Origin of the sequence: Novosphingobium mangrovisedimenti, assembly GCF_025153475.1 — a bacterium.
GTDB lineage: Bacteria > Pseudomonadota > Alphaproteobacteria > Sphingomonadales > Sphingomonadaceae > Novosphingobium > Novosphingobium mangrovi_A.
In genome coordinates this window covers 275,420-298,210 of record NZ_JANZXA010000002.1, presented here as the reverse complement: position 1 = coordinate 298,210, position 22,791 = coordinate 275,420, and the positions used below count along the sequence as shown (strand labels likewise).

General features: G+C 64.6%; 31 protein-coding genes and 1 tRNA gene. 14 read left to right on the top strand and 18 right to left on the bottom strand.

Annotated elements, in window-relative coordinates; all coding sequences use genetic code 11:
- The first annotated feature begins 62 nt into the window (after positions 1-62).
- Positions 63-139: transfer RNA gene (locus NZK81_RS04915), tRNA-Arg, on the top strand.
- Positions 140-267: 128 nt separating this feature from the next.
- Here NZK81_RS04915 and NZK81_RS04910 read toward each other — a convergent pair.
- Positions 268-1,374, bottom strand: a complete 1,107-nt coding sequence (locus NZK81_RS04910; RefSeq protein ID WP_260044441.1) for an NAD(P)/FAD-dependent oxidoreductase — start codon at positions 1,372-1,374, stop codon at positions 268-270.
- 178 nt (positions 1,375-1,552) lie between these two features.
- On the opposite strand from NZK81_RS04910, the gene NZK81_RS04905 reads away from it, so the two are divergent.
- The 5 genes from NZK81_RS04905 to NZK81_RS04885 all read left to right on the top strand — a co-directional run bounded on the left by NZK81_RS04905 (position 1,553) and on the right by NZK81_RS04885 (position 6,690).
- The gene (locus NZK81_RS04905) at positions 1,553-3,037 is read left to right on the top strand and encodes an AMP-binding protein (protein WP_260044439.1); all 1,485 of its coding nucleotides are present in this window, start codon (positions 1,553-1,555) and stop codon (positions 3,035-3,037) included.
- Positions 3,038-3,143: 106 nt separating this feature from the next.
- Positions 3,144-3,461: a ribonuclease E inhibitor RraB gene (locus NZK81_RS04900; protein WP_260044437.1), complete on the top strand. Its 318-nt coding sequence runs from the start codon at positions 3,144-3,146 to the stop codon at positions 3,459-3,461.
- A gap of 265 nt (positions 3,462-3,726) precedes the next feature.
- Positions 3,727-4,803 (top strand): tyrosine-protein phosphatase, encoded by a 1,077-nt coding sequence (locus NZK81_RS04895; RefSeq protein WP_260044435.1) that lies wholly within the window; start codon positions 3,727-3,729, stop codon positions 4,801-4,803.
- 86 nt (positions 4,804-4,889) lie between these two features.
- Complete coding sequence (locus NZK81_RS04890) at positions 4,890-5,213, top strand: PilZ domain-containing protein (protein WP_260044433.1); 324 nt, start codon at positions 4,890-4,892, stop codon at positions 5,211-5,213.
- Between the two features lie 220 nt (positions 5,214-5,433).
- A complete protein-coding gene (locus tag NZK81_RS04885; protein ID WP_260044431.1) occupies positions 5,434-6,690 on the top strand; it encodes an MFS transporter in 1,257 nt (418 codons plus the stop codon).
- 28 nt (positions 6,691-6,718) lie between these two features.
- Here NZK81_RS04885 and NZK81_RS04880 read toward each other — a convergent pair whose 3' ends face one another.
- From NZK81_RS04880 to NZK81_RS04845, 8 genes are all read right to left on the bottom strand, one after another.
- The gene (locus NZK81_RS04880) at positions 6,719-7,513 is read right to left on the bottom strand and encodes an NUDIX hydrolase (protein WP_260044428.1); all 795 of its coding nucleotides are present in this window, start codon (positions 7,511-7,513) and stop codon (positions 6,719-6,721) included.
- A 403-nt stretch (positions 7,514-7,916) separates the two neighbouring features.
- On the bottom strand, positions 7,917-8,246 hold the full coding sequence (gene grxD, locus NZK81_RS04875; RefSeq protein ID WP_260044426.1) for a Grx4 family monothiol glutaredoxin: 330 nt from the start codon (positions 8,244-8,246) through the stop codon (positions 7,917-7,919).
- Between the two features lie 30 nt (positions 8,247-8,276).
- Positions 8,277-8,510, bottom strand: a complete 234-nt coding sequence (locus NZK81_RS04870) for a BolA family protein (protein WP_260044424.1) — start codon at positions 8,508-8,510, stop codon at positions 8,277-8,279.
- A gap of 56 nt (positions 8,511-8,566) precedes the next feature.
- Complete coding sequence (locus NZK81_RS04865; RefSeq protein ID WP_260044421.1) at positions 8,567-8,890, bottom strand: DUF1476 domain-containing protein; 324 nt, start codon at positions 8,888-8,890, stop codon at positions 8,567-8,569.
- A 163-nt stretch (positions 8,891-9,053) separates the two neighbouring features.
- On the bottom strand, positions 9,054-9,656 hold the full coding sequence (gene leuD, locus NZK81_RS04860) for a 3-isopropylmalate dehydratase small subunit (protein ID WP_260044419.1): 603 nt from the start codon (positions 9,654-9,656) through the stop codon (positions 9,054-9,056).
- Positions 9,656-9,829, bottom strand: a complete 174-nt coding sequence (locus NZK81_RS04855; protein ID WP_260044417.1) for a hypothetical protein — start codon at positions 9,827-9,829, stop codon at positions 9,656-9,658. The genes leuD and NZK81_RS04855 overlap by 1 nt, the downstream gene beginning before the upstream one ends.
- Before the next feature lie 5 nt (positions 9,830-9,834).
- On the bottom strand, positions 9,835-11,268 hold the full coding sequence (gene leuC / locus NZK81_RS04850) for a 3-isopropylmalate dehydratase large subunit (protein ID WP_260044415.1): 1,434 nt from the start codon (positions 11,266-11,268) through the stop codon (positions 9,835-9,837).
- 72 nt (positions 11,269-11,340) lie between these two features.
- Positions 11,341-11,661: a hypothetical protein gene (locus NZK81_RS04845; RefSeq protein ID WP_260044414.1), complete on the bottom strand. Its 321-nt coding sequence runs from the start codon at positions 11,659-11,661 to the stop codon at positions 11,341-11,343.
- Between the two features lie 312 nt (positions 11,662-11,973).
- Here NZK81_RS04845 and NZK81_RS04840 point away from each other — a divergent pair, with 312 nt between their 5' ends.
- The gene (locus NZK81_RS04840; protein ID WP_260044715.1) at positions 11,974-12,489 is read left to right on the top strand and encodes a sterol desaturase family protein; all 516 of its coding nucleotides are present in this window, start codon (positions 11,974-11,976) and stop codon (positions 12,487-12,489) included.
- 281 nt (positions 12,490-12,770) lie between these two features.
- Positions 12,771-13,610 (top strand): sterol desaturase family protein, encoded by an 840-nt coding sequence (locus NZK81_RS04835; protein ID WP_260044411.1) that lies wholly within the window; start codon positions 12,771-12,773, stop codon positions 13,608-13,610.
- A gap of 7 nt (positions 13,611-13,617) precedes the next feature.
- Here the strand turns inward: NZK81_RS04835 and NZK81_RS04830 are convergent, their stop codons facing one another.
- Both NZK81_RS04830 and NZK81_RS04825 read right to left on the bottom strand, forming a co-directional pair.
- Positions 13,618-13,977 (bottom strand): YbaN family protein, encoded by a 360-nt coding sequence (locus NZK81_RS04830; RefSeq protein WP_260044409.1) that lies wholly within the window; start codon positions 13,975-13,977, stop codon positions 13,618-13,620.
- Positions 13,974-14,387 carry a SufE family protein gene (locus NZK81_RS04825; RefSeq protein WP_260044407.1) on the bottom strand — a complete coding sequence of 138 codons (414 nt, stop codon included), beginning with the start codon at positions 14,385-14,387 and terminating at the stop codon, positions 13,974-13,976. The genes NZK81_RS04830 and NZK81_RS04825 overlap by 4 nt, the downstream gene beginning before the upstream one ends.
- A gap of 119 nt (positions 14,388-14,506) precedes the next feature.
- On the opposite strand from NZK81_RS04825, the gene NZK81_RS04820 reads away from it, so the two are divergent.
- Positions 14,507-14,809, top strand: a complete 303-nt coding sequence (locus NZK81_RS04820; protein WP_260044405.1) for a hypothetical protein — start codon at positions 14,507-14,509, stop codon at positions 14,807-14,809.
- A gap of 105 nt (positions 14,810-14,914) precedes the next feature.
- A complete protein-coding gene (locus NZK81_RS04815) occupies positions 14,915-16,978 on the top strand; it encodes an NAD(+) synthase (protein WP_260044403.1) in 2,064 nt (687 codons plus the stop codon).
- Positions 16,979-17,207: 229 nt separating this feature from the next.
- Here the strand turns inward: NZK81_RS04815 and NZK81_RS04810 are convergent, their stop codons facing one another.
- The 7 genes from NZK81_RS04810 to NZK81_RS04780 all read right to left on the bottom strand — a co-directional run bounded on the left by NZK81_RS04810 (position 17,208) and on the right by NZK81_RS04780 (position 19,995).
- Entirely contained in the window at positions 17,208-17,447 is a 240-nt protein-coding gene (locus NZK81_RS04810) for a hypothetical protein (protein ID WP_260044401.1), read from the bottom strand.
- Positions 17,444-17,734, bottom strand: a complete 291-nt coding sequence (locus tag NZK81_RS04805; protein ID WP_260044399.1) for a hypothetical protein — start codon at positions 17,732-17,734, stop codon at positions 17,444-17,446. The genes NZK81_RS04810 and NZK81_RS04805 overlap by 4 nt, the downstream gene beginning before the upstream one ends.
- A complete protein-coding gene (locus NZK81_RS04800) occupies positions 17,731-18,075 on the bottom strand; it encodes a hypothetical protein (RefSeq protein ID WP_260044397.1) in 345 nt (114 codons plus the stop codon). Before NZK81_RS04800 ends, NZK81_RS04805 begins: the two co-directional genes overlap by 4 nt.
- Before the next feature lie 20 nt (positions 18,076-18,095).
- Positions 18,096-18,380, bottom strand: coding sequence for a hypothetical protein (locus NZK81_RS04795; protein WP_260044395.1), 285 nt, complete (start codon positions 18,378-18,380; stop codon positions 18,096-18,098).
- A gap of 31 nt (positions 18,381-18,411) precedes the next feature.
- Positions 18,412-18,813: a PspC domain-containing protein gene (locus tag NZK81_RS04790; protein WP_260044393.1), complete on the bottom strand. Its 402-nt coding sequence runs from the start codon at positions 18,811-18,813 to the stop codon at positions 18,412-18,414.
- A 121-nt stretch (positions 18,814-18,934) separates the two neighbouring features.
- On the bottom strand, positions 18,935-19,804 hold the full coding sequence (pspA, locus tag NZK81_RS04785) for a phage shock protein PspA (protein ID WP_260044391.1): 870 nt from the start codon (positions 19,802-19,804) through the stop codon (positions 18,935-18,937).
- A complete protein-coding gene (locus NZK81_RS04780) occupies positions 19,801-19,995 on the bottom strand; it encodes a hypothetical protein (RefSeq protein WP_260044389.1) in 195 nt (64 codons plus the stop codon). The genes pspA and NZK81_RS04780 overlap by 4 nt, the downstream gene beginning before the upstream one ends.
- A gap of 163 nt (positions 19,996-20,158) precedes the next feature.
- On the opposite strand from NZK81_RS04780, the gene pspF reads away from it, so the two are divergent.
- From pspF to NZK81_RS04760, 4 genes are all read left to right on the top strand, one after another.
- The gene (pspF, locus tag NZK81_RS04775; RefSeq protein ID WP_260044387.1) at positions 20,159-21,244 is read left to right on the top strand and encodes a phage shock protein operon transcriptional activator; all 1,086 of its coding nucleotides are present in this window, start codon (positions 20,159-20,161) and stop codon (positions 21,242-21,244) included.
- An 83-nt stretch (positions 21,245-21,327) separates the two neighbouring features.
- A complete protein-coding gene (locus NZK81_RS04770; protein ID WP_260044385.1) occupies positions 21,328-21,843 on the top strand; it encodes a helix-turn-helix domain-containing protein in 516 nt (171 codons plus the stop codon).
- 88 nt (positions 21,844-21,931) lie between these two features.
- A complete protein-coding gene (locus NZK81_RS04765; protein WP_260044382.1) occupies positions 21,932-22,264 on the top strand; it encodes a hypothetical protein in 333 nt (110 codons plus the stop codon).
- A gap of 20 nt (positions 22,265-22,284) precedes the next feature.
- On the top strand, positions 22,285-22,776 hold the full coding sequence (locus tag NZK81_RS04760; protein ID WP_260044380.1) for a hypothetical protein: 492 nt from the start codon (positions 22,285-22,287) through the stop codon (positions 22,774-22,776).
- Positions 22,777-22,791 lie beyond the last annotated feature (15 nt).

The following is a 22,791-nucleotide window of genomic DNA, read 5'->3' as shown; positions in this document are numbered from 1 at the left end:
ACAAGTTGCTGGCTTCTCGCGGTTTGCGCACGGCCTGAACCACGCTATGGGAGGCCGGGCGCGCGCCCGTAGCTCAGCTGGATAGAGCACGAGCCTTCTAAGCTTGGGGTCGCAGGTTCGAACCCTGCCGGGCGCGCCATTATTTTTCCCTCAAGCGCCGGGCGGCGACATCCGTCGCCTTGGCTTTCCTCGCATAAGCTCGGGCGGCCGGTCGGCCTTGCGAACCCGTTTGGGTTCGAAGGTGCTCCTCTCGGGCCCTTGCGGCCGTCAGCGGTGCGGACGCGTGCCGATCATCGCGGCCACCCGCTCGGCAATCGCCAGCGAGGAGGTGAGGCCCGGCGATTCGATGCCGAACAGGTTGACGAGGCCGGGCAGGCCATGGGTTGTCTCGTCCTGCAGCATGAAGTCGGCGGTCGCCATTCCCGGGCCGGCCAGCTTGGGGCGGATGCCGGCGTAGGCGGGCTGCAGCCGTTCTTCCTCGGCATCGGGCCAGATCCGGCGTGCGGCGGCCAGGAATTCGGGCTTCAGGGCGGGATCGACGGTGTAGTCGATCGCATCGACCCAGTGGATGTCGGGCCCGAAGCGCGCCTGTCCGCCCAGATCGAGGGTGAAATGGGTGCCGAGGCTGGCCGGCCCGGGCACCGGATAGATCAGGTGCGTGAAGGGCGCGCGCCCGGCGTAGGAGAAGTAGCACCCTTTCGCGAGGAACAGCGGTGGCACCAGTTCGGGATCGAGGGCCTCGATCGTACGTGCCAATGCCTGTGCACCGAGCCCGGCGGCATTGACGAGGATTGGGGTTGCCAGCTGCGTCTCGCCGGCTTGTACCGTCCAGCATGCCCCGTTTCTGGTGATGGCATCGACTGGCGTATCGCACACCAGCATTGCTCCGTGTGCCTCGGCCTCGCCGAGCAGCGCCAGCATCAGGCCGTGCTGGTCGACGATGCCGGTCGAGGGCGAGTGGATGGCCCCCGCGCATGTCAGCGCGGGTTCGATCGCGCGGGCCTCTTCGGGGCTGATCCGCACGAGATCGTCGACCCCGGCACTGGCCCCGCGCGCCATCACCGCATCGAGCGCCGGAAATTCCTCTTCGCTAGCGGCGATGATCAGCTTGCCGCAGCGGCGGTGGTCGACGTCGCGCCTTTCGCAGAAATCGTAGAGCAGGTGGCGCCCCTCGACGCAGAGCTGGGCTTTCAGCGAGCCGTCGGGATAGTAGAGCCCGGCATGGATCACCCCGCTGTTGCGCGAGGAGGTGACCGTGCCGAACTGCGCCTCGCGCTCGAGGATCATCACTTCGTGGCCGGCCATCGCCAGCGCGCGCCCGATCGCAAGGCCCACCACGCCTGCCCCCACAACGATCGCGCCGACTTCGTCCATGCCCCATCGTTACCGCATCGCGCGCATCATTGAACCCACTTTGCGTCAATTGCCGCGCCGCGCGATCTGCATTATCGCGGGGTCCGTCCTCATCCTGCCCGGCGCGCGGGCTGGCGGGGACGGTTTCGAGCGGCGTGCGCAAGGGATGCGCCGGTATGGCCCGGGGAGAGGACACGACGTGGCAGGCGATCTCTATTCACGATTTGCGCAGAGTTTCGGGCGTTTCGCCGACAAGGTCCTCGTCGAGGACGGCACGCGCGCCTGGACCTATGGCGAGATCGAGGCGATGGCCGGGCGGCTGGCGGGCAGGTTGCAGGCGCTGGGCGTCGCGCCGGGCGAGCGGGTGCTGGTGCAGACCGACAAGAACGTCGAGACGCTGATCCTCTATTTCGCGACGATCCGGGCTGGCGCGATCTATCTGCCGCTCAACGTGGACTATACCGAGAGCGAACTCGACTATTTCGCCACCGATGCAACGCCGGTGCTGGCGGTGTGCCGCGATCAATCGGTGGAGCTGTTCGGGCGGATCGGCGGCGGGGCCATGCAGGTGACGACGCTGGCCGGGCTTTTTGTCGACCTGCCCGAACCCGAAGCGCCGCCGGTGCCGCGTGCGGGCGACGATGTGGCCGCGATCCTCTATACCTCGGGCACGACCGGCAAGCCCAAGGGGGCGATGCTGACGCAGGACAATCTGGCCTCCAACGGCGAGATGCTGATCGATTTCTGGCGCTTCACGCCGCAGGACCGGCTGATCCACGCGCTGCCGATCTTCCACGTCCACGGGCTGTTCATCGCGGTCCACTGCGTGCTGTTCTCGGGCGCTTCCATGGTGTTCCTGCCCAGGTTCGAGAGCGGCCGCGTGATCGAACTGATGGCGGACAGCACGGTGCTGATGGGCGTGCCGACGTTCTATATCCGCCTGCTGGGCGATCCCGCCTTTACCCGCGAGAGCGCGGCCAACATGCGGCTGTTCATTTCCGGCTCCGCTCCGCTTTCGGCCGACATCCACCGCGCTTTCGAGGATCGCTGCGGGCACCGCGTGCTCGAACGCTACGGCATGACCGAAACCGGCATGCTGACCTCGAACCCCTATGAGGGCGAGCGCCGTGCGGGCTATGTCGGCCCGCCGCTGCCCGGCGTGTCGCTGCGCATTGCCGAGTTCGAGACGGGCAAGGTCCTGCCGCAGGGCGAGGTCGGCATTGTCGAGGTGAAAGGCCCCAACGTCTTCAAGGGCTACTGGCAGATGCCCGAAAAGACCGCGGCCGAGTTCCGGCCCGACGGCTATTTCATCACCGGCGACATGGGCTTCATCGACAGCGACGGCTACGTCCAGCTCGTCGGGCGCGAGAAGGACCTGATCATCTCGGGCGGGCTCAACGTCTATCCCGCCGAAGTCGAGGCGCTGCTGGACGATCGGGAAGACGTGGCCGAAGCAGCGGTGATCGGCGTGCCGCATCCCGATTTCGGCGAAGCGGTGGTCGCGGTGGTCAAGCCCATCGGCGATTTCGATGCCGAGGCCGTGCGCGAGGCGATGCGCAAGGACCTTGCCGCCTTCAAGGTGCCCAAGGCGATCCTCACCATGGACGCGCTGCCGCGCAACACCATGGGCAAGATCCAGAAAAAGCTGCTGCGCGAACAGCACGCTGGGATGTTCGCGGACTAATCCGGGCGCGTGCCCCCATGGCAGCTATTGGCCATTCTTGCGTATAAGCGGCCTTTCCGGACACGCCGACATTGCGGACGTTGAGCTACGCTGGCAATCTCACGTCGTGACATTCTTTGATGAAAATGCGGAAGTGCTTCGCGGAATGAGGAATCGAGGCGTTGATTTGGACGTCGAACGAACTGTTGACTTCTCGCATGTTTTTACAACTGAACGCGACGCGCACAATTTCATTCAAGCCTGCTCGGAAGCGGGCTTTGCTGCAGTGAATACGACCGACGCTGACATGGACGATTTGGACGTGACGGTGTCGAAGGTGATGACGCCTAGCTGCGCTCAGATTACCGAAACGGAAGATTTGCTCGGGACGCTAGCAAATCGGCACAACGGACGTGCGGATGGCTGGGGTTTTTGGTCGGACTAAATGTCCGCTCCCCCCGACATTTCGGTCATCCAATCCATCGCAAGCGCAGCCAAGAAGCAGACCGTCTTCAGCCTGGAATTTGCACGTGCAGCCAGGTGCGCGCGGCCTTTGGTCCAGCGCGGCCCGGCATGACCGATCGCACCGCATGAATATCGCGGCGGCGGGAAGGCGGGCGGCTCATTAGCGTCATGAACCAGGACTAGGCTATCGCGAACGAAGCAGAGTGCCTTTGCAGGCACCGTGGCATGAATGGGAGATACAGCCGATGCGTATTGTCTTTTCCGGTGCTCTTGCCCTTGCGGGGCTTGTGGCGCTGGCCGCCCCGGGTGCCCAGGCCCGCGAACTGGCCACAGTCATCCGTCTCGATGCCGGGCATGTCGAACTCGACCGCGAGGGGGCAGCGCCGGTGTCGGTCTGGCTCAGTGCGGATACCCGGCTCGATGCGTCCGACAGCCTCGTCGCCGACAAGACGAAGGCGCGCAAACTGGAGATCGTGCTGCCGGGTTCGGAGCGCAGGTACGTCATCCTGAAGACGGCCGGGGGCACGACCCACGTTGCCGCCGAACGGGCGCTGACGCTGGAGCAGGGTAGCAATTTTCGCGACATCGGCGGCTACGTGACGAAGGACGGCATGGTCGTGCGCTGGGGCAAGGTGTTCCGTTCCGGCGCGGAGCCGATGTTGACGCCCGCCGATCTTGGCCTTGTCGACCAGCTCCATATCGGCACCGTGGTGGACTTGCGCTCGCTGGAGGAGCGCGAGATCAATCCCGATACGATCGACGACCGCGAAGGCGCGCTGTTCGTATCCAATGACTATTCCATCAAGGTACTGATGGGGCCGATGATGGCGCGCAAGGGCGAGCACATCTACGAAGGCATGGAGAAGCTGCTCGCGCCGCAATACCGCTCGCTCTACCGCCGGATCATGACGGCGGGCGAGGACGGGCAGGGCGCTGTGCTCTATCACTGCTCCGCCGGGCAGGACCGCACGGGCGTCGCCACCGCGCTGCTCTACGACATGCTGGGGGTCGATCGCGAGACGATCCTGGCCGACTATCACCTCTCGACCGCGCTGCGGCGGCCCTATTGGGAGATGCCGCGGTACGATCCGGCGGACTATCCGAACAACCCGATCGCGCAGCACTATGCCAAGTCCTATAAGGACGAGGACGCCAGGGCGGAGCCGCTCTATGCGCCGAGCGGACAATCGCATCTGGTGCAGTTCTTCACCTACCTCGATGCTACCTATGGCGGCTCGGCTGGCTACATGAAGCAGGTTCTCGGGTTCAGCGATGCCGATCTGGCCCGGTTGCGCGAGGCGATGCTGCGTCCCGCAGACTAGGGAGCGGGGCCCGGCCCGGGGCCGGACATGGACCGCCAGCCGCGTGGTTAAATCATGATTAACCAGTTTCTGTCACATTCGGCCCCATGTTTCGCCCCATCTCTCGCAGGCGTTCTGTCCGGCGGCCGATATCGATGGCCGTGCAATGCCGCACCCAAAGCGGCTTGCGCGACACAGGCGAGGTTTCGGATATTTCCGAAGGCGGGTGCCGCGTGCGGATGCGCGGTATCTTCTTCAGGGTTGGTGCGCGCGTGGTGCTGAAGGCGGACGGGATGGAAGGCCTGTCGGGCGTGGTCCGCTGGATCAGAGGTGACCTTTCGGGAGTCGAGTTCGATCGGCCGATCTACGGCCCGGTCGTCGACCATCTCGCCAGTATCCACCGGGCCGGACTGCCTCGGCAACGGGCCTGAAGGCCCGCTGTTGCCTTCGGGCCCGAGGATCTCCAACGTGCGTTCCGCACGGTTCCCGCACTATCGTCCAGCCGCAAGCGCCGACGTGAAAATGTCGCACATGCGAATTCTCGCACACGTGACGAAATAGTGCTGGCCAAGCTGGCTTTTGCGCCTCACACTCCCCGATCGTATACAACCGGCGTCCAGACCGGCTCACAGAACACATCGGGAGAGAGACTTGGCCCATTCCCCAGCCGTTCCTGAAGGCGATGCTCCGAACCACCCCCTTGCCGTGCGCATGGGCGTGATCGCGGGGGTTTCGCACAATATCGTCATCGGCACGATCATGGGCTCTTTCGGCCTCATGCTGGCCTCGATCGAGCAGCGGCTCGGTGTCAGCGGCGAGGAGGCCGCCATCGGCATTCCGCTGGTGCTGGTGGGCTCATCCATCCTTGCGCCGTTCGTCGGCGTGTTGATCGCCCGTTTTTCGCTGCGTCTGCTGTTGATGGTCGGCGCGCTGCTGACCGTGGCGGGGTACTTCCTGCTGGCTTTCACCAACAGCTATGCCTTCTACCTGATCGCCTATGGCCTGTGCTTCGGGCCGGCGATGAGCCTGGCCGGTTCGATCGGGCCGGCGACGCTGGTGACGCGATGGTTCCATCGCAATCGCGGCCTGGCACTGGGCATCGTGCACCTGCCGGTGGTGATCGCCATCGTGCCCTGGACCCTGGAGCGGGCGCTGGGACATTACGCGCCCACTACGCTCTATGCGGCGATCGGCACGATCGCGGCGGTGCTGCTGGTGCCGCTGATTCTGCTGACGGTGGACCACCCGCCCAGCCATGACGAAACGCTGGCGCCCGAACCGGCGGAAAAGCGTACCGCGGACGGCTCCTTCTCGATCGGCCAGTTGCTTGCCCGCCCGCGCTTCTGGGCGCTGTGCCTGGCGGGCATTGCCAGCATGACCAGTTCGGTGCTGCTGGGTTCGCTGCTCGTGCCGATGGGCGTGTCCTGGGGCTTTTCGCGGCCGGAGGCGGCGCTGTTGCAGTCGATCATGTCGCTGGTCGGGATCGCGGGCTCGGTGCTGTTCGGCTGGGTGGCCGACAAGCTGGGCGGCGGGCGCTCGCTGGCGCTGATCGGGTTCAACTGCGCGGTCCTGTGGCTGATCCTGCTGCAGCACCCGCCCTTCACCGTCGCCGCGATCGTGATCGGCCTGATAGGCATGCACGGTGCGGGCGCGATCCCGACGCTGGGGCGCGGGCTTTCGGATACTTTCGGACAGGCAAGCTACAGCCGTGGTTTCGGCCTCAATACGCTCATCGGGCTGCCTTTCATTGCACTCGGCGTGGTCGGCTCGGCCAGGGTATTCTCGATGACCGGCAGCTACGACCTTGCGATCAGTGCGATCACGGGCTTCTTCGTGGTGGCGATCGTCCTGGGGCTCTACGGTGCGACCGGGCCCAAGGTGGAGGGGCCGGCCGTCGTGCCGGCCTGATCGCGGGAGGACGGGCTGCGGTCGCGGCCTAGCCGCGCCGCGCGGTCGCCTTTGGCTGGCCCAGCACCGGATAGCCGTGGCCGTCGGGAATGACGAGCCACTCGCCGTCGGCGCGGTGTTCGGTGCCGGGATGGATGCGTGAAACCGGGTGGGCCGCGATCTCGGCCAGCGCTTCGGCAAAGCTCGCATATTGAGCAAGCCGTTCCAGATTGCGGCGGGTCGGGAAGATCACGCTGATCTCGCCGCGATCCGCCATCTCCAGCGCGCCGGCGGCACTGGTCCAGAACAGATGGGTGTTCTCCGTTTCGTCTACCGCGACGTCGACTGCGCCGGTACCGAGGTCGGTCACGAAGAAGCGGGTGTCGAAGGCCTTGTCCCACAAGGGGCACCAGTGCGCGTAGAAGGTGAGGCGTTCGGGAACCAGTTCCCAGCCGAAGTGGTCGAGGACCGGTGCGAGTTCGCCGGTTTCGATCAGCATGCGCCGCGCCGCCGCAGCGTCGGATGCGCTGACAGGTGCACGTGTCGCGATCACCAGGCCGGTTTCCTCCAGCGTTTCACGGATGGCGGCGATGCGCGCGGCGGCGATTTCCTCGGCTTCGTCGGGCAGGAGGCGGCGCGCCAGGTCCCGGTCGGCAGGGTCCACCCGGCCGCCAGGGAATACCGCCGCGCCGCCGGCAAAGCGCATCTCGTGCGCGCGTTGTACCATCAGCAGTTCGGGCGCCTCGCCGCTTCGCGGCCGGCGGAAGATCACGACGGTTGCGGCGGGAACTACGCTGGGAGCATCGGCGGGCATCGGCTGGTCGGAAGGGGTGGTCAACGGCATACCAGCGGTCTTGCCCGCCTGTTGCCTGCAGGCAAGCGGAAAATCGATGCCGGGCGAGAAGCGGCTCCGTGTCGGGGTGCTTTACACATGGGATGCCGTAGGAACGTCCTGCTTCTGGCGGAATGTCGGAACTCTGAGGAAAATCCAATCTGGCACGGTCCGTGCTTATAAATTCCCGTACCCCAAAGTAGTCTCGATAGAGGCGGGGCCGAGCAGTCTCCCGGTCCCGCCTCCCCGAGAATTCTTCCAGACATCGCAAAGCAGGCCAGGGCCCGATCCGCACCGGTGTCATCGGCGCGCGTCGACAGCGTCAGGTCGCGACGCGGCATGCGGGCATGAAAAAAGCCCGGCAGGCGCGAAGCCATCCGGGCCTTGTTCGGTCGTGGCGCTGTCGCCGGGCCTGTCAGCCCTGCGCGGCGATGCCGGCGTCGGTCATGAGCTGGTGCAACTCGCCAGCCTCGAACATTTCCATCATGATGTCGCTGCCGCCGACGAATTCGCCCTTCACGTAGAGCTGGGGGATCGTCGGCCATTCCGAGAAGGCCTTGATGCCCTGGCGGATGTCCATGTCCTGCAACACGTCGACGCTCTCGTAGGGCACGCCGAGGTGTTCGAGGATCGCGATCGCCCGGCTGGAGAAACCGCACTGCGGAAACAGCGGGGTTCCCTTCATGAACAGGACGATGTCGTTCTTGCTTACGATTTCGCCGATACGGGCGTTGACGTCGGACATTGATGGGGCCTTCTTCGGTGTTCCTGACGCTCAGTTGGGTACGGCGGTCGTCAGTTGCAAGGCATGGAGTTCACCGCCCATGCGTCCGCCCAGCGCTTCGTAGACCATCTTGTGCTGGGCCACGCGCGGCTTGCCAGCAAACGCGGCGGAGACGACATGCGCGGCATAGTGGTCGCCGTCTCCGGCAAGATCGGTGATCGACACCTGCGCGTCGGGCAGGGCTGCGCGGATCAGCGATTCGATCTCGTTGGCGGGCATCGCCATGGACGGTCTCCGAAAATCAGGTGTCGGGACCCGGCAGGGGCCGGGCCCTTGCAGTATCAGGCTTCGCCGAGGAAAGCGCGGCGCGCTTCGACCTGCTTGGCTTCGAGCGCGGCCCGCACTTCGGATTCGCTGGTGTCGACGCCCGCCGCGGTCAGGTCGCCCAGCAGCTTGCGGATCACGTCCTCGTCGCCCGCTTCCTCGAAATCGGCCTGGACCACGGCCTTGGCATAGGCTTCGGTCTCGGCCTGCGAGAGCTGCATGCGTTCGGCCGCCCATTCGCCGACCAGACGGTTGCGGCGGGCCTGGATACGGAACTGGGTGTCGGAGTCGTGGGCGAATTTGGCTTCTTCGGCGCGTTCGCGGTCCTGAAAACTCGTCATCGAAAGTCCTCGAGTGAATAGATCCCAGACGGTCTGGGGCCCCTTATTTGAATAACGGCGATAAAGTGCGCGTTGTTCCGGTTCAATCCCGATTCGCAACTATAAGTCCGGCAATCGCCGTTGCGGAGCGCAATATCAGTCGGGGCGCGATCCCGCGTCCGGATCAATCCACCGTCGCCGGCGTCCGGGCGAGGAAGGGCATCTGGGCCCGGGCCTTGGCTTCGTGCGCGCTGATCGCATCGCCCTGCGCCATGGTAAGCCCCACTTCGTCGAGACCGTTTTCAAGGCAATGCTTGCGGAACGGATCGATGTCGAAGGTGAAGCGGTCCTGGAACGGGGTGGTGACGGTCTGCGTCTCCAGGTCGACGTCGATTGGATCGGTCTTCGCGACTTCCATCAGCCGGTCGATCGCTTCCTGCGGCAACGCGGCGGTCAGGATACCGTTCTTGAAGGCATTGCCGGAAAAGATGTCCGAAAAGCTCGGCGCGATCACGCACTTCACGCCCATGTCGAGCAGGGCCCAGGCCGCGTGTTCACGGCTCGATCCGCAGCCGAAGTTGTCGCCCGCGATCAGGATCGGCGCGCCCGCATAGTCCGGATCGGCGAAGACGTTGCCCGGCTCTTTCTTGACCGCCTCGAAAGCGCCCTTGCCCAGACCCTCGCGGGTGATGGTCTTGAGCCAGTGGGCGGGGATGATGGCGTCGGTGTCGACGTTCTTGCGGCCGAAGGGAATGGCACGGCCGGCCACGTGGTTGATCGGTTCCATCAATCGGTCTCGGGTGCGTCCTCGGGGTGGGGCGGCGGCGTATCGGCCGCATTGCGCGCCTTGCGGCGCTTCACGAAAAGCAGGGCGGCGGCAATCGCGGCCGATCCGATGGCGGCACCGGCGGCGAGGGCGGCCTTGCCGGCCAGCGAGGTGTCTTCAGGTTCGTCTGCCATGCTCTTTATCCTACCAGTTCGCGCACGTCTGTCAGCTTGCCGGTGACCGCGGCGGCGGCGGCCATGGCCGGGCTCATGAGGTGGGTGCGGCTGCCGGGGCCCTGGCGGCCGGTGAAGTTGCGGTTGCTGGTCGAGGCGCAGCGCTCGCCCGCCGGGACCTTGTCCGGGTTCATCGCAAGGCAGGCCGAACAGCCCGGCTCGCGCCATTCGAGCCCGGCATCGGTGATGATCTTGTCGAGCCCCTCGGCCTCGGCCTGTGCCTTGACGAGACCGGAACCGGGCACGACGATCGCCCACTTCACGTTGTCGGCCTTGTGGCGGCCCTTGAGCACTTCGGCAGCGGCGCGGATGTCCTCGATGCGGCTGTTGGTGCACGAGCCGATGAAGACGTTCTGCACTTCAACGTCGGTGAGCTTGGTGCCAGGCGTGAGGCCCATGTAGTCGAGGCTGACCTTGACCGCCTCGCGCTTGGAGGCATCGGCGAAATCCTCGGGCGCGGGCACGACGCCGCCGATGGCGCTGGTGTCCTCGGGGCTGGTGCCCCAGGTCACCGTCGGCTGGATGTCCTCGGCGCGGATCGAGACGGACTTGTCGAACGTGGCGCCTTCATCGGTCGCCAGGCTCTTCCACCAGGCCACGGCCTTGTCCCAGTCATCGCCGGTGGGGGCATAGGGGCGGCCCTTGATGTATTCGAAGGTCTTCTCGTCGGGCGCGACGAGACCGGCGCGGGCGCCGCCCTCGATCGACATGTTGCACACGGTGAGACGGCCTTCGATCGACATTTCCTCGAACACGTTGCCGCGATACTCGATCACGTAGCCGGTGCCGCCGGCAGTGCCGATCACACCGATCACGTGCAGGATCACGTCCTTGGGCGTGACGCCGGCACCGAGCTTGCCCTCGACGCGCACTTCCATGGTCTTCGATTGCTTGAGCAGCAAGGTCTGCGTCGCCAGCACGTGCTCGACCTCGGTCGTGCCGATGCCGAAGGCCAGTGCGCCCACGCCGCCGTGGCAGGCGGTGTGGCTGTCGCCGCAGACAATCGTCGCGCCGGGCAGCGAGAACCCCTGCTCGGGGCCGACAACGTGGACGATGCCCTGCTCACGGTCGGTCGCGTCGATGTAGCGGATGCCGAATTCGGGCGCGTTCTTGCGCAGTGCCGCAAGCTGGGTCGCGCTTTCGGGGTCCTCGATCGGCAGCACCTTGCCGGCCGCGTCGCGGCGCGCCGTGGTCGGCAGGTTGTGGTCGGGAACCGCGAGCGTAAGGTCGGGGCGGCGTACCGGACGGCCGGCGGTGCGAAGGCCCTCGAAGGCCTGCGGGCTCGTCACTTCATGGACGAGGTGCCGGTCGATGTAGATGAGGCAGGTACCGTCGTCGCGCGTGTCGACGACATGGGCATCCCAGATCTTCTGGTACAGCGTGCGCGGGTTCTTGGTCATAGTAGGGCGCGATTAGGCGCGCCCGCTCCGCAATTCAAGCGGTACGAGCGCGCCTTGTCGCGCAATATCCGATCAACCCCGGCGGCCGTCGCGGTTCTGGCGATCACCGTGCTTGTGCTCGTGGCCGCGGGAATCGTGCCGGTCGTGACGGTGGTTGTCCTTCATCGCCATGTGCTTGCCGTGCTTGCAGTCGTGCTGCTTGCTGGCGTGCGCATGGGAATGGCGCAGCCCGTCCTTGCGGGCCTGGGCCTTGCGGAAGTCGGCCTTTTGCGACGCGTGATGGATCTGGCCCGACTGCGCACGGGTAGGCTCTGCGGCAGAGGCGGGAAGGGCTGCGCCCAGTCCCAGCGAGAGGGCGAGGGCAGGGGCGAGAAAACGGGTAAACCTGGACATTCGGATCTCCTTGGATGTGTCGTCAGCGGGATCAGATCCCGTGCATTCAGAATTATGGCTCTGAACATGAACGGCAGGAGACTCGCCGGTCACAGATATGTCGGCATTTGTAATTAAGAGTCGCGCCCGGAAAGAGGTATCATGCCGCCGCGACCCGAAGGGAGGGGGAGCACGATAGGCATACTTCAGGCGCAGGCAGGTCTTTTCCCCCCGGTTTAGGATGTCTGCGCCTGTTTGTCTGACGTGCTTCCCCGCTCTCGCTTTCGCCCGGCGCGATAGGCGAGCGGCCCGGGTGGTGCTATGGACCGCATCATGTCGCCGCTTGTCGCCTTCCTCATAGTGCTCGCCACTGTCGCCGCGATGGAACTGGTCGCATGGTCGAGCCACAAGTACGTCATGCATGGCTTCGGCTGGGCCTGGCACCGCGACCATCACGAGCCGCACGACCATGCCCTGGAGAAGAACGATCTCTATGCGCTGGTGGGCGCGGCGATCAGCATCGCGATGTTCGCGCTCGGCTCGCCGATGGTGATGGGTGATGCGGCCTGGACGCCGGGGACGTGGATCGGCCTCGGCGTGCTGATCTACGGCGTGATCTATACGCTGATCCATGACGGGCTGGTGCACCAGCGCTATTTCCGCTGGGTTCCCAGGCGCGGCTACGCCAAGCGGCTGGTACAGGCGCACAAGCTGCACCATGCGACCATCGGCAAGGAAGGCGGGGTCAGCTTCGGATTCGTCGTTGCGCGCGATCCGGCGATCCTGAAGCGGGAACTCCGCGAACAGCGCGCGCGAGGCGTGGCGGTGCTGCGCGAGACGGCGGACTAGGACGGATCGACATTCAGAAGATGGCGAGCCGAAAATGGTGTTTTTACGGGATCCGGAGCGCAGCGTACTTTTGGTACGTGAGCACCGGAAGCGCGGAAAAGCGCCATTTGCAGGCCGTCAGGGCCGCATGTCGATCCGTCCTAGCGGGCGTATTCGGCATGCGGCACGGGCCGCGGTTCTGGCGATTGATCGAGAACGCTGTTTTCGCTATGAGTTTCCATCACTCATAAATGCCGCAAAGGTATGTGCTGCCCACGGGCACACAACATGCAGGATTGCCGATGAACTCGACGCTCATTTCCGCGCTTGCCGAGAACTACCACTGGCAGCTTTCGCTGATCACCGGTCTCGGGATCATCGCCGCCTCCATGCTCGGCAAGCTGATTGCCCATGTCGTGCCCACGCTGCGGGACGAAGCGGCGCGAAATGCGGAGGCCTTTCGCCGCAAGATGGAAAAGCCGAGCTATTCGGGCAACCAGAAGTGGAACCGCAAGTGGTCGGTGCTCTTCATCGTGGTCATCTTCGGCGGTATCCTGCCGTTCTGCCTTACCGCCGAGGCGCAGCCCTGGTGGCGGGTGCTGCGCGATGTCGTCGTGATCCTGATGGTCTATGACTTCTTCTACTACCTCACGCACCGCTTCCTGTTTCATGACAGCGCGCTGTTCGGCGGGGCGGGGCCGCTCAAGTGGATGCACGCCATCCACCACCGCCAGCACAATCCCTGTCGCTGGGATGCGAGCTATATCCACCCGCTGGAGATCGCGATCGGGCTGGGTCTCTATGTCGCGACGATCTTCGGCCTCGCGCAGGTCATGGGCACGTTCCACGTCGTGACGGTCGTGGTGACCTGGGTCGCCTTCAACCAGATCAACCTGCACAACCACGACTTGTGGGAGACGGACCGCTTCCCGTTCCGCTATCTCAACTATGCCTCGGTGATGCATCACAACCACCATGCGCGCTTCACAGGCGGAAACTTCGCCACGATCACGCTGCTCTACGACTGGATGTTCGGCACGCTCGACAAGGGGGAAGGCTATCGCGGCGAATTCACGCCGCAGATGGCGGCGCAGATGGCTGCGGCAAAGGCTGGGGCGAAAGCGGGTGCGGGGAAGGCCTGAACCGGGCCTATTCGTTCCGCGTCCAGATCCACGGGCCGATCACCGCGAGGACGGCCACCGGGATCAGCACCCAGGGCCAGCCGAGCGTCAGCCCCACGAAGCCGACGCTTGCGCTCATCGCGAGGATCGCCGCCACCTTGCCCTTGCGGCTGATCGCCCGGCGATCGCGCCATTCGCGCAAGTGGTGGCCATGGGTGGGGTGGTTGTAGAGCCTCTCTGCCCATTCGGGATGGCTCTGGGAAAAGCACCAGGCGGCCAGCAGGTAGAACACGACCGTGGGCAGCAGTGGCAGGAAAATGCCTACCGTGCCCAGCGCGACGAAGAATATCCCCGCCGTCATCCAGACCGGGCGCGTAATCCGCTTCATGCGCCTTGCGCGTAGCGTCCCGCGGTCTCGCGGATCAGCGCGATCATGTTGGGCACGCCCTGGGTGCGGTTCGACGAAAGCTGGTTCTTCAGGTCGAACGGCCCGAGCGCCGCGGCAATGTCGGTTGCGGCGACCTCGGCGGCGGGCTTGTCCTGCACCGAGGATATGACGAGCGAGACGATGCCCTTGGTGATCGCCGCGTTGCTGTCCGCCAGGAAGTGCAGCGTGCCGTCGTCCTTCGCCATGGGATAGACCCAGACGCTGGCCGAACAGCCGCGCACCTTGGTCGCGTCGGTCTTGAGCGCATCGGGCATGTCGTCGAGCTCGCGGCCCAGTTCGATGAGGAGGCGGTAGCGTTCGTCGCCGTCGAGGAACTCGTACTCTTCGCGGATATCGTCAAGGCTACGCATGGTTTGGCATTTAAGGGGCCGGTGCGGGAGGACAAGGTCAAACTTGCCGATTTGTGAGGGATGCCGCGATGTTGCAGCGAGCTTGCGCGGGCACGGTCCATCTGCGAACAGATTAAATGATGAGCCATCTGATCATGTATCTCGCAGCCGGTGTCGCAGAAACGGCGGCCAAATATCGCCCCGGTGCCAAGCACGCCATGCTGATTTACGTCTACACTGATAATCTAGATGCTGCGGCAGAGGACGCTGTTGAAGCGGCGGAACGAAACGGATGGGTCCATCTGGAATTGCGCCGCGCCAAAGAGCTTGATCCAGATCCTTCGGAAATCGCGGATGATATTCTTCGAGATGCTGCACAGTGCGCCGTCTCGGAAGGCTCAGCCATCGTGGTCTATGCCGATGAAATTCCTCATGACGCGTAGTATGATGTTGGCATAGCTTCGCCATTCGCAACGAAGAAGCGGAGGAGCGAACGCGAACATTCGTGGAGATTGCTCTCTTTCTCCATTCCTGTCAGGGATTCGCGCATGACCGAAGCGAAAGCGCATCCCTTCTACGCCATGCACGAACACGGTTTCGTGCGCGTCGCCACTTCCACCCCGCACGTGCGCACGGCCGATGTCGCCTTCAACCGCGACGCGGTGCTGGCCGAGGCGCGCCGGGCGCATGAGGCGCATGTGGACCTGGTGGTTTTCCCCGAGCTGTGCCTGTCCTCCTACGCGATCGACGACCTGCACATGCAGTCGGCGATGATCGAGGCGGTGGAAGGCGCGGTGGCCGACATCGTGCAGGCCAGCGCGGAGCTTTCGCCGGTGCTGCTGGTCGGCGCGGCGCTGATGCACAAGGGGCGGCTCTACAACTGCGCGCTGGCGATTGCGCATGGGCACTTGCTGGGCGCGGTGCCCAAGTCCTACCTGCCCAATTACCGCGAGTTCTACGAAAAGCGCTGGTTCGCTTCAGGGCTGGGTATCCGGGGGCAGATGATCCGCGTGAACGGGCGCGATGTGCCCTTCGGGACCGACCTTGTCTTTGCCTCCGAAGTCCTGCCGCACTTCCGTTTCTTCGCGGAAATCTGCGAGGATTTCTGGGCCGCGACGCCGCCTTCCTCGCTCGGCGCGCTCGCCGGGGCGACGATCCTGTGCAATCTCTCGGCCTCCAACATCGTGATCGGCAAGTCGGACGAGCGACACATGCTCTGCCGCGCGCAGTCGGCGCGCACGGCCTCGGCCTATGTCTATTGCGCTGCCGGCCATGGCGAGAGCACCACCGATCTCGCGTGGGACGGGCAGGGCGTGATCTACGAGCTGGGCGACCTGCTCGCCGAATCGGAGCGCTTCTCGCTCCATCCCGAACTGTGCGTGGCCGACATCGACTGCGAGCGGATTGTCATGGACCGGCTGCGCATTCCCACCTTCAACGATGCCGCGCAGGCCGCCGGATGCCCGGAAGAGACATTCCGCACCATCCCGTTCCGCCATGTGCCGCATGGCGGCGACATCGGCCTGACGCGCCCGCTCAGCCGCTTCCCCTTCGTGCCGGACCGGGCCGAGAAGCTCGATGCCGATTGCTACGAGGCGTTCAACATCCAGGTCGATGGCCTGATGCGGCGGCTGGAATCGACCGGGGCGAAGTCGATGGTGATTGGCATTTCGGGCGGCCTCGATTCCACCCATGCGCTGATCGTCGCGGCCAAGGCCTGCGACCGGCTGGGCCTGCCGCGCACGTTCATCCGCGGCTATACGATGCCCGGTTTCGCCACCAGCGACGATACCAAGGGCAACGCGTGGAAACTGATGCGCGCGGTGGGCATCACGGCGGAGGAAATCGACATCCGCCCCGCCGCCACGCGCATGCTGGAGGACATCGGCCATGCCTTCGCCGGCGGCGAGCCGGTCTACGACGTGACCTTCGAAAACGTGCAGGCGGGCCTGCGCACCGATTACCTGTTCCGCCTTGCGAGCCAGCACAATGGTTTCGTGGTGGGCACCGGCGACTTGTCTGAACTCGCGCTCGGCTGGTGTACTTATGGCGTGGGCGACCAGATGAGCCACTACGCGGTCAATTCAGGCGTGCCCAAGACGCTGATCCAGTACCTCATCCGCTGGTGCGCGCGCGGCGATCAGTTCGATGCCGCGACCGACGAAGTGCTGCTGGCCATCCTCGATACCGAGATCTCGCCCGAACTGGTGCCTGCGGGCGCCGACGGCGCGATCCAGAGCACCGAGGCCAAGATCGGCCCTTACGAGCTCAACGACTTCTTCCTGCACCACGTGATGCGCTTCGGGCAGAAGCCATCGAAAGTCGCGTTCCTGGCATGGCATGCCTGGCGCGATACGGCAGCGGGCACCTGGCCCGACGGTTTCCCTGAAGACCGCAAGAACCAGTACGATCTCGCCACGATCCACTCATGGCTGGAAAAGTTTCTGCGCCGCTTCTTCGCCTTCAGCCAGTTCAAGCGTTCGGCGATCCCCAACGGTCCCAAGGTTTCTTCCGGCGGTGCTCTCAGCCCGCGCGGTGACTGGCGCGCGCCGTCCGATGCCAGCGCGGCAGTGTGGCTGGCGGAACTCGACGCGCGGGTGCCGGAAGCCTGAGGCGCAAGCCTTGTTCTTCGGTCCTGCGTTCCCACAGTTCGATTTTGGTGCCGTCAGGGTCGAGGATCCAGGCGAACTTGCCGCCAATCGGCGGGATACCAGAGTGGGGGAGGGGATGCCATGTGGCTTTTCTCTGGAGAGTCCGCCTGCCATGGCAGTCGGGAAAGGGTGAGGGGGCTGCCTCCCGCCTTTGCGCCCCTTCGTGGCGCTTGATCACGCCGATTGGTTGTCAGTCCCGCAGCGATTCGATTTCGCGGGCGAGGTCCTTGCCGCGCTGCTCGTCGGTGGCGATGCGTTCCAGAACGGCGATGCGCTTGCGCATTTCCTCGACCTCGCGCTCCAGCTCGTGTTCGCGGGCGGTGTGGTCATAGTTGCCCTGATGCTTGCCCAGTGCGCGGTACTTGTGCGTGCGCAGCCAGGTGAAACAGGCGATCGCGAAGATGACGACGACGGCGGTCCAGAAACTCATTGCTTGGTGACCTCTGTGGGTTCGGTGCCACGCAGGGCCTCGATCTGGGAAGCAATATCGCTGCTGCCGCCATCTGTAGCGATGCGTTCCAGAACGCGCACGCGGTTTTCCAGTTGCGCGTTCTGTGCGGCGTACTGCGCGGCCTTTTCGGCGGTCTGGCTGGCCATGATCTCCAGCTTGCGCTCCTGAAAGGCCAGGTGGCGTTTGTAGGTGCCGGCCAGAATCCAGACCACGATGATGACCGCCGTCATCAGCACCAGCAGGGCAACGACCTCTTCCGGGCTCATTGGCAGGTCTCCTTCGAAGCGTCACCGTCCAGCGACTGGCGTGCTTCGCGCAGGCCTTCGATCTGGCGGGCGATATCATAGCCCTGATCGGTGACAATGCGCTCCACGCTGGCCAGACGATCCTTGATGGCCCCGATCTCGGCCTGGAGCTGCGCGTTTTCCTGCGTCAGCAACTGCACCCGGGCCTGCGCCTGGACGTCGTGCTTGGGATACATGGCTTTCCCCCACTGGTTCTCGATGGGATAGCCGTGGCGCATGCGCAGCCAGTTGTTGAGGATCCAGCCGCCGAAACAGGCCGCTATGGCGAACAGGATGAAGATCTGCGTCAGATCGAATTCCATGGCGTGTCTCTTGCTCCGGTTCAGTTGATGGCCTTGTCGCGATCAGCCGTGCGCTGCCCATCGACCTCGCGCCGGTCGCGCAGGGCCTCGATCTGGAGGGCCGTGTCATAGCCCTGATCGGTGATGATTCGTTCGAGGACCCGCACGCGTTCTTCCAGTTCCCGGCTGTGGGAGGCGTACTGCGCGGCCTTCTCGGCCGTGGCCTGAACCTGAAGTTCGGCCATGCGGCGCTGGTGCTTGCTCCAGATCGCGAAGATCGGAATGGCAAGCGCCATGAGCGGGATCAGATAGGCGAAGTCGAACATGATAGGGTCCCTGTTGTCCCGGCAGAGCTTTTCAGCGCAGGCTGTCGATCTCGGCGGCAAGGCGCGAGTTGCTGGAGCTGCTGTAGTGGGCTTCCATGTCGGCGATGCGCTTGTCGAGGTCCGACAGGTCCGAACGCAGGCGGCTGGAGCGCGACGTGCCCGGCATGGTGAGGCCGCGGCGCTGGCGGCGTCGTTCCATCCGGCGCAGCAGGCGCTCTTCCTCGGCCTCGCTGTAAAGCCCCATGGGGCGGCTGTCGGCGAGCACGGCCACGGCGATGTAGATCGGAATGGTCAGATAGAAGCCGAACAGCGTGAGCAGCACGGCACCCAGACGGATCCAGAACGTATCGACCCCGGTGTAGTCGGCGATGCCCGAGCATACGCCGGCCAGCTTGGCGTTCGACTTGTCGAGATAGAATTGTCCGCGTGACACTGTTTTTCCCTTCCCTTGAAGAAACTGGCGGGATCGCTTCGATCCCCGATTCCCGGTCATTGCCCCAGAGGCTGTCCTTCAGGGGCGGTGCGTGCCTCCGGGATGCAGGCGCGCACCGCTGTTATTCGGAAGTGCCCGGCCCGGGCTGTTCGTTCGTACCCATCGTGCGCTTCATCTCGGCAAGTTCCGCCTCGATCGAGTCGCCATCTGCGAGCGCGGCGATTTCCTCGGCGAGCGTCGGCTGGCGATTGTCGCCGATGCTCATGGCTTCGGCCCGGCCCTCGGCATAATCGACGCGCCGCTCGAGCTGGTCGAAGCGCGCCAGCGCCTCGTCGACACGCTCGTTCGAAAGCAGCGTGCGCAGCTTGACCCTGTTTTCGGCGCTCTGCAAGCGTGCGGCAATCGCGCTCTGGCGGCTGCGGGCCTCGCGCAGGCGGTTCTGCAGCTTCTCGATGTCCTGTTCGTAGGCGCGCAGCGAATCGTCGAGCACGGTGATCTCGGCATGGAGCTGCTCGGCCATGTCGGCAGCCTTCTTCTTCTCCAGCAGAGCGGCGCGGGCAAGATCCTCGCGGTCCTTGCTGAGCGCGAGCTGCGCCTTGTCGGCCCAGTCGGACTGCAGCTTGTCGAGCTTGGCGACGTGGCGGCGCAGTTCCTTCTGGTCGGCGATGGTGCGCGCGCTGCTGGTGCGGACCTCGACGAGGGTTTCTTCCATCTCGAGGATGATCAGGCGGATCATCTTCGCCGGGTCTTCCGCCTTGTCGAGCATGTCGTTGAAGTTGGCGGCGATGATGTCGCGGGTGCGGGAGAAGATACCCATCCTGATGTTTCCTTTGTTGTAGGTCGGGCGAAAGTGGGGGCGACCGGTATGGTTGCGGGTGCTGCAAGAGCGGAGTCTGGCATTGCCCGCGAAGCCGGCCCGGCAGGCCTGTTCGCGCGCGCTGTCTTGATCCGGACCTTGCAGGACTTCGATCTCGGCGTCGAGCCTGCTCATGCCAGCGGTATTCCGCAGATCGGCGCGGCGGCATGGGCCGCCGTCGTGCCGAACTTGTCGGCCATGACCAGCAGGTTGAACGCGCCCATCGCCAGCAGGCTGACGATGATCGCCCAGTCGAGCTTCGTGCGGGCCAGGTTGGACCGCATGGGGCGCGAGGTCGGTTCGGTGCTGGCGTTGCGCGCAGGCATGGCGTGTTTCCTTCGAAATGCGTCTATTCACGTTGTGTCCCCCTTTCAGCAAAGGGTGTGCCAAACTGGGGGAATGGCGGATTTTCGGCGCTTGCCCTGCTATGTGGCGGAATTTACGGCAAGCCTGTTGCCAATAGTTGGTGAAAATTGCTAACTATTGGGAATGGATCGGGATGTTCAGTTCATCGGGCAGTCGACGGCTTTTCTCGATGCGGTCGAGCGGGCCAGTCGTGCCGCGCCGGTTCGCCGTCCCGTTCTGGTGATCGGAGAGCGCGGCACCGGCAAGGAACTGATCGCCCAGCGCCTCCATCGCCTTTCGCCGCGTTGGGGGGAGCCGCTGGTCACGCTCAATTGCGCCGCGCTGCCCGAAACGCTGATCGAGGCCGAACTGTTCGGTCACGAGGCGGGCGCCTTCACCGGCGCCACGCGGGCGCGGGCCGGGCGCTTCGAGGAGGCGGACAAGGGGACGCTGTTCCTCGATGAACTCGGCAATCTGTCCATGGCTGCCCAGGAGCGGCTGTTGCGGGCGATCGAGTATGGCGAGGTCGTGCGTATCGGCGCCTCGCGTCCGGTGACCGTGGATGTGCGCATCGTCGCCGCGACCAATGCCGATCTGCCGCGCATGGCCGAGGAAGGGGCGTTTCGCGCGGACCTGCTCGACCGGCTCAGCTTCGAGGTCATTACCCTGCCGCCGCTGCGCGCGCGCGAGGGCGATGTCCACGAACTGGCCGACTACTACGGGCGGCGCATGGCCAGCGAGCTGGAATGGGATGGCTGGCCGGGCTTTTCCGAAGGCGCGCTGGCGACGCTGGAGGCGCACACTTGGCCGGGCAACGTGCGCGAACTGCGCAATGTCGTGGAGCGAGCGGTCTATCGCTGGGGCGTCGACGATGCGCCGATCGCCGAAATTGTCTTCGATCCCTTTGAAAATCCATGGCAGGCGCCCGGCAGCATCCGCGATGATGTGCCGGCGCCCGCGCCATCGGCCGATCTGTCACCGCCCGGCGGGCAGGACCATGCTCGTATCCCCGCCCCGGCTGTCCCCGGGGACCTGCGCGCGGCGGTCGAGGCTTTCGAACGTGGCCTGTTGCTCGATGCGCTCAGGCATCATCGCTGGAATCAACGTCGAGTCGCGGCAGCGACGGGGCTGACATATGATCAATTGCGGCATAGTATCCGCAAGCATGGCCTTCACGAAAGTGATGCAAGTGCTGCCATGAGGGTGGTTAACAAAGACGATTTCGAGTAAATTTGCCGCGTGCTTGTCACATGCTTGTCGCAAGGTTGATTGGCCGTTCTATCCGGAGCTGAACAGAAACGAGTTACGCAGTCGTGTCCGAAGATATCCAAGCGCTGGAGCAACTGGAAAGTCTCACAACGAGGCAGATCGAGGTTCTCGACCTGCTGATCATGCACCGCACGACCAAGGAAATCGCGCGCGCGCTTTCCATTGCGCCCAATACGGTGGACCAGCGCATCAGCGCGGTGCGCGACAAGTGGGGCACCACCAATCGCAAGGAAACCGCGCGCCGTTATGCACAGCTTCTGGAGGCCTGTGGCAAAACCACATATGGTTTTTCCCGTGTCGACGCCGCGCGCCAGGACGTGGATGAAAGTGACCGGGACCTGCCGGTCGAACCGGTCTTCATCCTATCCGATGCCTCGGCTTTCGGCCGGCGCCCGGAATGGGACGAGGACAAGGATGTCGGCCTGAAGGGCCTGGAGGCTTTCGACGCAAAGTTCGGCAGGACAGGCCGCATTGTTGCGGTTTTCGTTCTGGCGCTGATCATGGCCATGACGCTCGCATCGTCCCTGGCGATCGCGGACATACTGGGTCGGTTGATCTGATCGCCGGGGCGGCATGTACCGGGCGGATGCGTCGGGTGGGAGCCTTCGACCTGGAACTGGCGCTGCGGCGCTAATGGAGGCGAAGACCATGACCCCTGAAATTGCCAGCCTGAGGCTTTCGCGCAGTATCAAGTCGGTCGAGGATGGCGTGGACGAATTGCTGGCCAAGGCCGGCGACCTGCTGGCCGAGTTGGCCCGAGCCCGCGTGGGCACCGCGCATGCGGCTGTGCATGGGCAGCGGCCGATGGCACGCGTGGCCGCGATGCAGCAGAGCCTGATCGCCGCGCGTTCGGAAATCGTGCGGGCGCACAATGACCTTTCGAAGCTTGCGGAGACGATGGACGTTCCGGTCACGTGCCCGGAACTGGCTGAACTTGCCGAAGCAAAGAGTATGGGGCAGGACACGCACGAGGCTGCCTGAAGCGGGGAGGGGGCGCAGGTTTGGTGAATCCGGCACAGTTTGCATTTTTCCTGCTTGTCGCCCTCGTCATTCCGTCGGCCCTTTGGAAAGGGGGCGCACCCGAGCGGGTGGGGGCCTCCATCATCCTGGCGATGTGGGGGCTGCAGGCCGGCGGGGAGCATTTCCTGCCCAGCGGTTTCGTGGCTGTGGACCCGTTTTCATTGCTGTCCGACCTCATCGGCTTCGTGGGGTTCGGGTATCTCGCCGTCGAGGCGCGGAGGATTTGGCCCTTATGGGCGGCTTCACTGCAGATCTTGAGTTTAAGCGCGCACTTCGCAAGATGGGCGGATCTCAGCATACATCCGATGGTCTATGCCTTGATGCGGGGCACGCCGACTTTTGGCGCGATGATCGCGATCTTCATCGGAACGGTGCTGCATCGGACCAGGCTGCAGGGCCGTGGCTACGATCCGTCATGGCAGAACTGGTCCCGGGGCGCAGCCGGATCAAGCCGCTCTCGCCGGCCCTTCTAGAACTCCTCGTAAGGC

Bases quoted from the DNA above. Each gene is read 5' to 3' on its own strand.
- pspF (WP_260044387.1), top strand. From the start codon at position 20,159: ATGGATCGGGATGTTCAGTTCATCGGGCAGTCGACGGCTTTTCTCGAT.
- NZK81_RS04780 (WP_260044389.1), bottom strand. From the start codon at position 19,995: ATGCCTGCGCGCAACGCCAGCACCGAACCGACCTCGCGCCCCATGCGG.
- NZK81_RS04795 (WP_260044395.1), bottom strand. From the start codon at position 18,380: ATGTTCGACTTCGCCTATCTGATCCCGCTCATGGCGCTTGCCATTCCG.
- NZK81_RS04845 (WP_260044414.1), bottom strand. From the start codon at position 11,661: ATGTCCAGGTTTACCCGTTTTCTCGCCCCTGCCCTCGCCCTCTCGCTG.
- leuD (WP_260044419.1), bottom strand. From the start codon at position 9,656: ATGGAACCGATCAACCACGTGGCCGGCCGTGCCATTCCCTTCGGCCGC.
- NZK81_RS04805 (WP_260044399.1), bottom strand. From the start codon at position 17,734: ATGAGCCCGGAAGAGGTCGTTGCCCTGCTGGTGCTGATGACGGCGGTC.
- leuC (WP_260044415.1), bottom strand. From the start codon at position 11,268: ATGACCAAGAACCCGCGCACGCTGTACCAGAAGATCTGGGATGCCCAT.
- NZK81_RS04910 (WP_260044441.1), bottom strand. From the start codon at position 1,374: ATGGACGAAGTCGGCGCGATCGTTGTGGGGGCAGGCGTGGTGGGCCTT.
- NZK81_RS04865 (WP_260044421.1), bottom strand. From the start codon at position 8,890: ATGACGAGTTTTCAGGACCGCGAACGCGCCGAAGAAGCCAAATTCGCC.
- NZK81_RS04820 (WP_260044405.1), top strand. From the start codon at position 14,507: ATGAGCCATCTGATCATGTATCTCGCAGCCGGTGTCGCAGAAACGGCG.
- NZK81_RS04870 (WP_260044424.1), bottom strand. From the start codon at position 8,510: ATGGCGATGCCCGCCAACGAGATCGAATCGCTGATCCGCGCAGCCCTG.
- NZK81_RS04890 (WP_260044433.1), top strand. From the start codon at position 4,890: ATGTTTCGCCCCATCTCTCGCAGGCGTTCTGTCCGGCGGCCGATATCG.
- NZK81_RS04815 (WP_260044403.1), top strand. From the start codon at position 14,915: ATGACCGAAGCGAAAGCGCATCCCTTCTACGCCATGCACGAACACGGT.
- NZK81_RS04880 (WP_260044428.1), bottom strand. From the start codon at position 7,513: ATGCCGTTGACCACCCCTTCCGACCAGCCGATGCCCGCCGATGCTCCC.
- NZK81_RS04800 (WP_260044397.1), bottom strand. From the start codon at position 18,075: ATGGAATTCGATCTGACGCAGATCTTCATCCTGTTCGCCATAGCGGCC.
- NZK81_RS04895 (WP_260044435.1), top strand. From the start codon at position 3,727: ATGCGTATTGTCTTTTCCGGTGCTCTTGCCCTTGCGGGGCTTGTGGCG.
- NZK81_RS04810 (WP_260044401.1), bottom strand. From the start codon at position 17,447: ATGAGTTTCTGGACCGCCGTCGTCGTCATCTTCGCGATCGCCTGTTTC.
- NZK81_RS04855 (WP_260044417.1), bottom strand. From the start codon at position 9,829: ATGGCAGACGAACCTGAAGACACCTCGCTGGCCGGCAAGGCCGCCCTC.
- NZK81_RS04765 (WP_260044382.1), top strand. From the start codon at position 21,932: ATGACCCCTGAAATTGCCAGCCTGAGGCTTTCGCGCAGTATCAAGTCG.
- NZK81_RS04825 (WP_260044407.1), bottom strand. From the start codon at position 14,387: ATGCGTAGCCTTGACGATATCCGCGAAGAGTACGAGTTCCTCGACGGC.
- grxD (WP_260044426.1), bottom strand. From the start codon at position 8,246: ATGTCCGACGTCAACGCCCGTATCGGCGAAATCGTAAGCAAGAACGAC.
- pspA (WP_260044391.1), bottom strand. From the start codon at position 19,804: ATGAGCAGGCTCGACGCCGAGATCGAAGTCCTGCAAGGTCCGGATCAA.
- NZK81_RS04840 (WP_260044715.1), top strand. From the start codon at position 11,974: ATGTCGCCGCTTGTCGCCTTCCTCATAGTGCTCGCCACTGTCGCCGCG.
- NZK81_RS04830 (WP_260044409.1), bottom strand. From the start codon at position 13,977: ATGAAGCGGATTACGCGCCCGGTCTGGATGACGGCGGGGATATTCTTC.
- NZK81_RS04835 (WP_260044411.1), top strand. From the start codon at position 12,771: ATGAACTCGACGCTCATTTCCGCGCTTGCCGAGAACTACCACTGGCAG.